Origin of the sequence: uncultured Nostoc sp. (assembly GCF_964245445.1) — a bacterium.
In the GTDB taxonomy this organism is placed as follows: domain Bacteria; phylum Cyanobacteriota; class Cyanobacteriia; order Cyanobacteriales; family Nostocaceae; genus Nostoc.
Genome location: NZ_CAXTNE010000323.1, coordinates 1 through 8,296 on the forward strand (window position 1 = coordinate 1; position 8,296 = coordinate 8,296).

General features: G+C 44.1%; 5 protein-coding genes. 3 read left to right on the top strand and 2 right to left on the bottom strand.

Going from position 1 to position 8,296, the window contains the following annotated elements; all coding sequences use genetic code 11:
- Nucleotides 1-113: 113 nt before the first annotated feature.
- Complete coding sequence (locus ACFE90_RS33280) at nucleotides 114-1,217, bottom strand: septal ring lytic transglycosylase RlpA family protein (protein WP_375506573.1); 1,104 nt, start codon at nucleotides 1,215-1,217, stop codon at nucleotides 114-116.
- 895 nt (nucleotides 1,218-2,112) lie between these two features.
- Here ACFE90_RS33280 and glsA point away from each other — a divergent pair.
- Nucleotides 2,113-3,096, top strand: a complete 984-nt coding sequence (glsA, locus tag ACFE90_RS33285; protein WP_375506574.1) for a glutaminase A — start codon at nucleotides 2,113-2,115, stop codon at nucleotides 3,094-3,096.
- A gap of 66 nt (nucleotides 3,097-3,162) precedes the next feature.
- Here glsA and ACFE90_RS33290 read toward each other — a convergent pair whose 3' ends face one another.
- Nucleotides 3,163-3,966 carry a nucleotidyltransferase domain-containing protein gene (locus ACFE90_RS33290; RefSeq protein ID WP_375506575.1) on the bottom strand — a complete coding sequence of 268 codons (804 nt, stop codon included), beginning with the start codon at nucleotides 3,964-3,966 and terminating at the stop codon, nucleotides 3,163-3,165.
- A 362-nt stretch (nucleotides 3,967-4,328) separates the two neighbouring features.
- On the opposite strand from ACFE90_RS33290, the gene ACFE90_RS33295 reads away from it, so the two are divergent.
- Both ACFE90_RS33295 and ACFE90_RS33300 read left to right on the top strand, forming a co-directional pair.
- Nucleotides 4,329-4,646, top strand: a complete 318-nt coding sequence (locus ACFE90_RS33295) for a hypothetical protein (RefSeq protein WP_375506576.1) — start codon at nucleotides 4,329-4,331, stop codon at nucleotides 4,644-4,646.
- A gap of 132 nt (nucleotides 4,647-4,778) precedes the next feature.
- Nucleotides 4,779-8,255 carry a PAS domain S-box protein gene (locus ACFE90_RS33300; protein WP_375506577.1) on the top strand — a complete coding sequence of 1,159 codons (3,477 nt, stop codon included), beginning with the start codon at nucleotides 4,779-4,781 and terminating at the stop codon, nucleotides 8,253-8,255.
- Nucleotides 8,256-8,296: the final 41 nt, after the last annotated feature.

Sequence of the window (8,296 nt, forward strand, 5' to 3'; positions counted from 1 at the left end):
GTTATGGGGAGTGGGGATTGGGTACTGGGGATTGGGGATTGGGTACTGGGGATTGGGGATTGAGATTGAAAAACTTTTTCCTAGTCCCTAGTCCCTAGTCCCCAGTCCCTAGATTATTTCCCCAAGACTTCAATATGCACTGGTGCCACGCCACTGCCCATCATTCCCAAAATTCGAGCCGCACCAGCAGACAGGTCTATGACTCGACCCCGAATAAATGGGCCTCGGTCATTAATCCGCACCACTACAGAACGACCATTGCGGGTGTTGGTTACCCGGACTTGCGTACCAAAGGGTAAGCTGCGATGAGCGGCAGTCATTCCTTCTGGGTTAAATCTCTGTCCGCTAGCAGTACGATTACCAGAACCGTCATAGCCGTAATAAGAAGCTATGCCTCTCAAGGTGGCTCGCACTATTCCAACAGCCTCTTCAGGTAGCTTTTGTATTGATAGTGGCAGATGCACTGGTGGTAAATTAGCAATCTCTTTTAAGGGAGATGCATTGCCTAAAAGTCTTCGCAGGCGATTGGTTGCTTGCAATGCATCTTGCGCTAGATTGTTGGTGGTATCCGCTAGTCGCGTATCTTCATTGATTTCGACTAGTTCTTCACCATTAATTTTGATTACATAGCGATCGCCATTTGGTTGGACTGGGGCGCTTTTGTTTTGCGCTTGATTGTCAGTCGATTTTTCCCCTGCTTTCCAACTTACGGTAATCTTACTCCCGTCCACATTTTCCCGATTCAACTGGTTGATCTTAGCTGCTATTACACTAGCTACCTCAACCGGGTCATTGTCAACGGAGCTAATCTGGTTACTTACATCTGTTACGCTCCCAGTATCCAGTGCATTTGATGAATTGCTAGCAATAAGGGCGTACCCTTGTACGCCCCTAGCATTTCCAATTGCACCAACTTTTTTAGTTTCAGGATTCGTATTTGATACAGAACTCAAAAAGGTGAGAACAGGTATATTTCGGATAAAAAGGGTTGCCGCTTTACGTCCTCCAATGTTGTGAGGATGAATTTCTGTAATCACAGCATCCAAGGTTTGTTTCCCTGCTCTGGATTGGTACTCTCCCACCTTCACCACATCAGGGGCAGGTGATTTCTGGGAAGCTAGCGCATTTCCCTTGGTGGTTTGAGTGCAACCAACTGAGGGTATGCCCAAAGTAGCCATAGACAGGGCAACAATAATCCACAAATGTCTTTGATTCATGCGTCCGTTTTTTAAAGCGACTATAGAATTTAAGTTTTATAATTCGCGGGATTCTTCACTTTGTGAAAGTGACTTCCCTCCTGAAAAACTCGAATTCGTTCCGTTTTCACTTTGTTGTTTATAACTGCAACAGACTAGCACGAACCTTTTGGCTTGGGGATCAGGGTTTTAGCGTAATTCTTGGCAGCTTTCCCAATTTCAATTCCAATTTTCAGGGTGAAACCTTTCTCAATAGAGGACTTTGGCTATGTAACGCTTTTTTTGACAAGTCCAAAAATTCTTAAAAAACTTTATGCTTATTGCACGCTAAAGCGACGATACCCTATTCACATCGGTTCTAAAGGCTCGTTGCTACCCGTGTATTTTATATTACATCTATTTTGGCTATTTACAATTAGAGCTAATATAACTTTAATTGATTGGCATCGGCATAAATACTCAAAATAAGTTATTTTATAAAATCTTTAGATTTCTCTACGAATAAGTCATGATACGAGTTACATCTTAAATAATTATGTAAATTAATTTGGGTTTAACATCTTTTTTCAAAGTTTTTTCCACTTAGATTAATCATGACTTTTATTTTCCATGACTAGACCGAAAATGGTGATATATGTAACTTGACATCACAGTAATACTGAGTATAAAAAAAAGGAAGATACTCAACTTAATGTTTTTCCGGATGAATGATAAAAAAATTAGCAAATCTTTGCGATCGCTTGTAGCTCAAATATTGAGCGTATTATAAAGCACATTAGCCTTTTTATGACCTAAGTACTTGCTCAAATATGATTTTTTAGAGCAAGCTATCTGTTGAAAATCTTTGCGGCTGTAGGGATGTACAGCTGTACCCCTACTATATATAGTGAGTATTTTGGGGAATGTTATTAGCGTGATGACAAACCAAACACATCAAGGAGATTTAGAAATAGATCCATCGCCATTATTAGCTATTCTTAAGGATTTGCATTCTCAGTACAAGTTACTGGGAGAGGGTGCAGTAGCGAAATACATTCCAGAACTGGCAAAGGTAAACCCGGACTTGTTCAGCATTTGCATTGTGACAGTAGAAGGTCAGGTTTACAAGGTTGGGGACTACGACCAACTCTTTACCATTCAGTCAATTTCCAAGGTATTTGCTTATGGACTTGCCTTAGAAGATCATGGACTGGATTACGTTTTGACTAGAGTTGGCGTGGAACCGACGGGGGATGCATTTAACGCGATTGTTTTGGATGAGCAATCGAAGCGACCTTATAACCCAATGGTAAATGCAGGTGCGATCGCAACCACCAGCTTAATTAAAGGTTCTGGCCCAACCGAACGCCTCAACCGAATGCTGGATATGTTTCGGCGATATATTGGGCGCGACGTGTTCGTTGACATTTCAGTTTTTACCTCAGAACGCAGTACAGGACATCGCAACCGGGCAATGGCGCATCTGATGCTCAACTTTGGCATGATTGACCGGAATATTGAAGAGTCGCTGGATCTTTATTTCCAGCAGTGTGCTGTGATGGTGAATTGCCAAGACTTAGCAGTGATGGCGGCTACCCTTGCTAACAAAGGTATTAACCCCATTACCAAAGAACAGGCGGTAGATAAGCATTACATCAAAGATATTTTGAGTGTTATGTATACCTGCGGAATGTACAACTTTGCAGGTGAGTGGGCTTATAAAATTGGGATTCCAGCCAAAAGCGGAATTTGTGGTGGGATTATCGCCGTTGTACCCAATAAGATAGGCATTGGAGTTTTTTCACCCCTGTTGGATATGCGTGGTAACAGTGTGCGGGGGGTAAAGGTGTGTGAAGAACTTTCCCAACGGTTAGGTTTACATTTATTTGATTGTTCAGGCCAAGAGGCGAAATTTGGTTGAAAGAAGCAAAGGAGCAGAGGAAGAGGTTCTATGTTTGTTGGGGATTAATCGTGAGTTTTATTAGCGTTATTTGAACTTATCTATTACTGATTGTAGATATTTTGTAGAGGCAGCTTCGGCTTGAGAGTGGATAATCAACTCTGGCATTGTTAATTTAGAGCGAAGTTGGCAGTAAAAACGAATGGTGTGTTGAAGCGATCGCCCAATTTCCTCTTGGTCATCTTTAGCGGGAATAGTTTGACGAAAATCATTCAAATAAGACGGAATTTCTGTTTCCAGATTTCTTACACCGCGTGGAAGCAGTCCAGCTTGCACCTTGGCTAATGGCGCTAGAACTTGCCCACGTAGAAAAGAAAGAAAATCAATAACTTCAAACAGTTCACCTCTTCCTAATTTAGTTGCACCGTAGTGTACCCACACCCAGAAACGGTCTTCAATCCACTGCGGGTCAAAAGGTGGATAACTCCGTGGATTATCTGAAACAGCTAAGGTTAGTAGATTTCCCCGCTCCCACAGAATAATAGGATTTTCTATGCGGTCTGTTTGAAAATCTTGTAAAAGCAAAAACTTTAAATCAACGTGTACAAGAGGACTGTCATAGAGACAGATTAATAATCGGGGTTCGCCAACGTGTTCACCGATAAAAGCTGCTAGCAGTTTCCCTAGTTTGCTGGCTAAAAGCTGACGCTCTTTTAAAACTTGCTGATAATGAACATCATCTACAACAATAATGAGATCCAGGTCGGAATAATCATCCATTTTTCTGCTCAAATAAGAACCACCGATCGCTACACCCAGTAAACGGTTATCCGTCTTCAATTTTGCCAGAATCCATTCTAAAAGTTCTCGTTGTGGTTCGGGAACAGGCATACAATCTCCAATTTTTGAAATTTCAATAGCGATGCCTACGGCTGGCTACGTCTGAGTAAGTCGGCGTAAATAATTATCGTTGGGATAAGGCAGGGGGCAGGGGGAAAGAGGGTTGTAGCCTTGTTTACTTTTCTTTACACAGTTTACTTTTATTGTGCCGACCTACTTACGCAGCAGTCTGAAGGATTAGTTTAAACGCCAATTTCATCCATCTTTAGCTAGTTAGCTAGGTTTTCAACAGCATATAAAATTTTATTGGAACATGAGATTTTTATACTAGTAAGTTTTTCACTAACTGTTACACATAAGTGAAATAGCTTCTATTTTATAGTTCTTTTAAGGCGATAGTTGGGATTAACATTATGCATGAAGTTTCAAAGCAGACTATAGAGACAGCACAGAAACATGCTCAACAATCAATTGAGCATAGCAAACAGGTACAAGAGTTGGGTAAGGGTTTACAAACAGATGATCAAATCGAGCCGGAACAAAAAGAACGTATCGAAGCCTATGGAGAAACCATGCACAAGCACGCGCAAAAATTTCAAGAATTGGCGCACAGACTAACAGATGATCCTTCAACAGATGTATTTTCAGAAGCAGTGGAGGAGCATATCAAGGTAAATCAAGCCCATATCAAAGCAATTAAAAAATTTCAAAAGATAGAGCTGCCAGCTTAAATGAGATATTAATTAAATATTAAATTTATTTGCTTTTAACTGGATGCATTATTGAGCTTGTTATAAGTCTAATAACTACTTAAGCCTTTTCATTTCAGTTAAACACAGTCGAGTTGCCTATATATAATAATGATGTGTTTTTCTTCAAACAATAATCCGGCAGTCACGGAAGCGGATGTCTTAATTACAGAGGCACTGGCTGGTCGTCTTGCGAGACAGCCAGATTTAGCGGCTGAAAACCGATCGCTCCATATCCTCGGTCAACAACTTATTGACGATCCGCAATCCACGCTCAAAACCCTGGTTGAGATTGCCATCGATTTATGTCGAGCCGATACTGCCGGAGTCAGTTTACTGGAAACAGATCCTAATGGTGAATCCAGATTTCGCTGGGTAGCGATCGCAGGTGCATTAGAGTTTTTAGAACAAACCACCACCCCAGGTAATTTTAGTCCCTGTGGCACCACACTTCAATCTAGGCAGCCGCAACTGTATTCCCATCCTGAACGCTATTTCACCTATCTACACCATCCGCAGTTTCCCATTGTTGAGGGATTGCTAATTCCCCTGAGTATAAAGAATCAACCATTAGGCACTCTTTGGATTCTGTCGCATCATGAGGCGCAACAATTTGATGCTGAGGATCTTCGGCTGATGACGAGTTTGGCAGGTTTTACTGCCTCTGCCTTACACAGCATCCATCAGGCACATCAGGCAGATATTGAAGCTGTACGCCACGAGCAAGCGACTCGTGCAGCACTCCATCACAGTCAAATGCAGTTCGAGGCACTAGTTGCAAACGTGCCAGGTATGGTCTACCGCTACTTGCCCCGCACAGATAGCCCCCATCGGTTTACCTTTGTGAATTCTGGCTCCCGTGAACTATTGGAATTGGAGCCAGAAACAATTCTTCAAGATGCTAATTCCTTTGTGAAATTAATTTATTCAGAGGATTTGCCGTCATTTGAAACGTCCGTTGCTCACGCTTTTGAGAATCTCTTACCCTGGTGTTGGGAAGGGCGGATCATTACACCATCGGGTAAACTCAAATGGATTCAGGGCAGTTCCCGCGCTGTGCAAACGGCAGAAGGATACGTGTGGGATGGGTTACTGATTGACGTTACAAATCATAAACGAGCAGAAGCGGCGTTACGCCAAAGTGAAGAGTTCAATCGGCAGATTCTTGAGAGTAGCGACGACTGCATCAAAGTATTGGATTTGTCAGGGCTGATCATATATATGAGTCCAGGCGGACAGGCGGCGCTCAACATCAGTGATGTTAGGCCGTTCCTCAATTGTTCATGGGTCGAGTTCTGGCAAGGAGCCGACAAGCAAGCCGCACTGAACGCCATCAATAATGCAAAAGCAGGCAGAGTCTGCACTTTTCAAGGCTATCTTCCAACTCAAACAGGCGAGCCGAAGTGGTGGGATAACAAACTTAGTCCGATTAAAGGAGTTGATGGGCAAGTAGAACGGTTGTTATGCATCTCTCGTAATATCACCGCTCGCAGGCAAGCCGAAGCAGGGTTGCGCGAATCCGAAGAGCGTCTGCGTCGAGCGATCGCAATCGAAACAGTGGGTGTCATTTTCTTCAAAACCCACGGTAGTATCACCGAAACCAACGATGCTTTCCTCAAAATGAGCGGCTACAGCCGTGAAGATATTGAGCAAGCATTGGGGCGGTGGGACAAAATGACACCACCGGAGTGGATGCCGCATTCCCTCAAAGCAATCGAAGAGTTTAAAACAACTGGCAGCACTACTCCCTACGAAAAGGAATACATCCGCAAGGACGGCTCACGCTGGTGGGGATTGTTCTCTGCCAAACGTCTCAATGAAGAAGAGGGCGTGGAATTTATAATTGACATCACCAATCGCAAACAAGCCCAAGCCGAGCGCGAACAACTCCTTGCCCGCGAACGACACTATGCTAACCAATTGCAGGGATTGACAACAGCAGCGCTGGCAATCAATTCTGCCCTTTCTGTTGAAGAAGTCCTGCAAGTAATTACCGAGCAGGCAGCATCGATTATTAGTACCCACCAGTCCGTCGCCAGCATGACCATTGACGAAAACTGGGCACAGGCAATTAACGCTGTTTACCTATCGGATAAATACGCCCAGTGGCGAGACTACGATCAAAAGTCAGATGGGTCTGGAATTTACGCCTGTGTATGTGACCTAAATCAGTCAATGCGGATGACACAAGCTGAACTTGAAAGTCATCCCCGTTGGCGAGGCTTTGGCAAAGAGGCAAAAAACCACCCTCCGATGCGGGGCTGGCTTGCAGCACCTCTGGTGGGACGAGAAGGACATAACATCGGCTTGATTCAGCTTTCAGACAAATATGAAGGTGATTTCACCGAAGCGGACGAAGCCATACTTGTGCAGTTAGCGCAAATGGCATCGATCGCGCTTGAGAATGCCCGATTATACGAAGCAGAACAGCAAGCACGGTTGGCAGCAGAAGCATCACGGGAAGAAGCCGAAGCCGCAAACCGGGTTAAAGATGAATTTTTAGCGGTGCTGTCACACGAGTTGCGATCGCCTCTCAATCCAATTCTCGGTTGGTCTAGTCTACTTCAGAGCCAGAAGTTGAATGAAGCGAAGATAGCATACGCTCTAGGAGCTATTCAACGCAATGCCAAATTGCAATCAGAATTGATTGAGGATCTTTTGGATGTTTCCCGAATTCTCCGGGGCAAACTCAGCCTTAATGTTGCTCCAGTCGATTTCGCTGCCACGATTCAAGCGGGAATGGAAACGGTGCGGCTAGCAGCCCAAGCCAAGTCAATTTCAGTGCAGACAGTCCTCGAACCCAACGTTGGTAAAGTTTTGGGTGATTCAACTCGTTTGCAACAAGTGATTTGGAATCTGCTCTCAAACGCGATTAAGTTCACGCCTGAAGGGGGACAGGTAAATATTTGTTTAGAACAACTTGGCTCTGTTGCCCAAATTACCGTCAGCGATACAGGGAAGGGTATTCATCCTGATTTTATTCCCTATGTGTTTGATTACTTCCGTCAAGCAGATGGCACTACCACAAGAAAGTTTGGTGGATTGGGATTAGGGTTGGCGATCGCACGTCATTTAGTCGAACTGCATGGTGGCACAGTTGAGGCAGAAAGTCCAGGTATTGGGCAAGGAGCAACCTTTACAATCCGGGTACCGCTAATGTCCACTCAGCCAGCAACGAATCACGACAGTAAGCAGCTTGATCCGTTTCTAGATTTGAGTGGTATCAAAGTTTTAGTGGTGGATGATGATACCGACACACGGGACTTGACTGTTTTTGTACTAGAGCAGTATGGGGCAATTGTCACAGCCGTGTCTTCAGCTTCCGAGGCATTCCTCGTTCTCACCCAGTCCAAACCCGATGTGTTGCTCAGTGATATTGGGATGCCTGATGTAGACGGTTATATGTTGATACAACAGGTTAGAACCTTGTTAGCACAAGGCGAACAGATAAAAGCGATCGCCCTGACTGCCTACGCGGGGGAGATAAATCAGCAACAGGCACTAAAAGCAGGTTTCCACAAGCACATCTCTAAGCCAATAGAGCCAACGACGTTAGTGCAAGCAATCTCTAGCCTGGTTCGGTCTACTTAGCTCTAACTTGAGACCTGATGCTTCTGGGATCACCATCAGCT